The organism is Bacillus sp. 05T31, assembly GCF_056396725.1.
Genome location: NZ_JBFTMA010000934.1, coordinates 1 through 2,195 on the forward strand (window position 1 = coordinate 1; position 2,195 = coordinate 2,195).

The following is a 2,195-nucleotide window of genomic DNA, read 5'->3' on the forward strand; positions in this document are numbered from 1 at the left end:
ACAAACAATTAAGTGTGTTAGATATCTGGGAAAAATTAAAGCCTATTCGTAAAGCTGAGTTAAAAATAACATCTTATGAAAAAGACATAAGCCTAGTAAGACTTTATATCCTTCCCACATTTGGTTACAAAAAAATTAAAAGTATTAAACCTGTAATGATTCAAAGTTATTATGCTGAACTTAAAGAAAAAGGCCTGTCAAATGGTACAATCAGCAATATCCATCGCTGCTTCAGATGCATATTCAAACATGCTGTAGAATGGGAAATCATACATGATAATATAATGAATAAGGTAAAAAAGCCGCGTGAAGAGCAAGGTGAAATGAAAACATGGTCCAGCGAGGAATGTAATCGATTCCTTCAATATTTAAAAGAAAAAAATAAGAAATACTATATGTTCTTTTTACTTGCGATCTATACAGGTATGAGACGTGGAGAGTTGCTTGCACTAACATGGAAAGATATTGACTTTGATAATAAACGTATCCTGGTTAATAAATCACTTGTAAAAACAGAAAAAGGACTATTTAAAGCTGCTACCAAAACTAAGTCTTCAAATAGAAGTATTAGTATCTCTTCTTTTGTTATAGAGAAGTTACAATCCTACTACTCCTATAAAAAGAAAGAGTTTTTCCGCTGGGGTATACACTTGAATGAAGAGGCTTTTATTTTCACCGGCAATACGATACATTCGCCCTTACATATAGATGCTCCTCATCGCTTTTTGAATGATCACTATAAAAAAGCTGGTGTTCCTCGAATTCGTATACACGACTTACGACATACTCACGCTACACTTATGCTTCAGGCTGGAGAACACCCTAAAATCGTACAAGATCGCTTAGGGCATTCCTCTATTCAAATGACTTTAGACAAATATAGTCATATCACACAGAACATGCAGCAACAAGCAGCAGAAAACTTCGAGAGCATAATAAAATCTAATGAAAACACCTGATAAAAAATGAAAAGATTTAATGTGAGCAAAATGTGAGCATCGAGGGAAATCACCACTTAGAAACCTTGATATAATAAGGTTTTCCATACTATATGAAATAACGTGTCTAACTTTTTGGAGTCTATTGACCTTTTCAAATCCCCTTATATTAATGCTCGCTATTAAGACCTTCTCCTTCTAGGACCTACAATTAATTTGATTGCTGTTCTTTCTTGATTATCGATAGTAACCTCTTGAAACGCTGGAACAAGAACCAAGTCAATGCCACTTGGAGCTACAAAACCTCTTGCAATCGCAATTGCTTTAATCGCTTGATTTAAAGAACCAGCTCCAATCACTTGGATTTCTACTTTGCCACTTGCTCTTAGTACGCCCGCTATTGCACCTGCCACTGAATTCGGACTTGATTTTGAGGATACCTTTAATATATTTTCCATGTAAGTTGCTCCCTCTATTATTTAATCTCTCTTTTCTTACTGTTTGAAATATAACTAACGTATCTTTAACTACTATTCGAAATAAATACAAACAATTCTGTATAATTACATTCATTCGATATTTTTTGCCTTCTTCCTGCACAACTACATAAATAAAAAGCGACGACTAAGTTAAAAACTTAATCATCGCTTTATCCATTTCTCTGTTTCACTAAAATGCTGTCCTTTAAATACTTCGCTTCTTTACTTTGACGATATACTATCTTAAAGTTTAAATACTTCAACATTTTAAAACCTTGGATAGAGTTATCTGCTAAATATTCATCCTTTTTCTTCTCCAAAATTCATTACATAGAATATTCTAACTCCATTTTTTTGAAAACTATATCTCCTCATTAGAGCACTTTATATTATGCCAGCTTTTTATCCCAAATCTATTACCTTATATATGGACAAGTATACACGCCAATTGCTTTTCGATTGCATAAACTACTATGTGTTATACATTTMTTAATAATAGGAGGTAATATATTGGGTTCATACTATCATTCTTCAAGTTCATATAAAAGATCTTCATGCCACTCTTCTTCTAGTTCATATAAAAAATGTTCGTGCCATCAATCTTCCAGTTCGTATAAAAAATGTTCATGCGACCATTCACATAAATCATCTAAGCCTGCTTACGGCACTTTTTGGCAAACTGAGTTTATAACTGTTCCTTTTGGCGGTTCTTTTCCGTTTAATCACGTTGGCCCTTTGGCAGGAGGAGTTTCCTTATTAAATCCGACTACTATACAAT

3 protein-coding genes and 1 pseudogene are annotated in these 2,195 nt (G+C 33.5%); 2 read left to right on the forward strand and 2 right to left on the reverse strand.

Annotated elements, in window-relative coordinates:
- On the forward strand, positions 1-959 hold a 959-nt coding region (locus AC1DJR_RS30035), incomplete at its 5' end, for a tyrosine-type recombinase/integrase (protein WP_477004264.1).
- A gap of 161 nt (positions 960-1,120) precedes the next feature.
- On the opposite strand, the gene AC1DJR_RS30040 is transcribed toward AC1DJR_RS30035, so the two are convergent.
- Both AC1DJR_RS30040 and AC1DJR_RS30045 read right to left on the reverse strand, forming a co-directional pair.
- Positions 1,121-1,396 carry a stage V sporulation protein S gene (locus AC1DJR_RS30040; RefSeq protein WP_002035358.1) on the reverse strand — a complete coding sequence of 92 codons (276 nt, stop codon included), beginning with the start codon at positions 1,394-1,396 and terminating at the stop codon, positions 1,121-1,123.
- A 191-nt stretch (positions 1,397-1,587) separates the two neighbouring features.
- A complete protein-coding gene (locus AC1DJR_RS30045) occupies positions 1,588-1,737 on the reverse strand; it encodes a hypothetical protein (protein WP_410592067.1) in 150 nt (49 codons plus the stop codon).
- A gap of 190 nt (positions 1,738-1,927) precedes the next feature.
- On the opposite strand from AC1DJR_RS30045, the pseudogene AC1DJR_RS30050 reads away from it, so the two are divergent.
- Positions 1,928-2,195, forward strand: a pseudogene (locus AC1DJR_RS30050) (preprotein translocase); the annotation flags it as partial.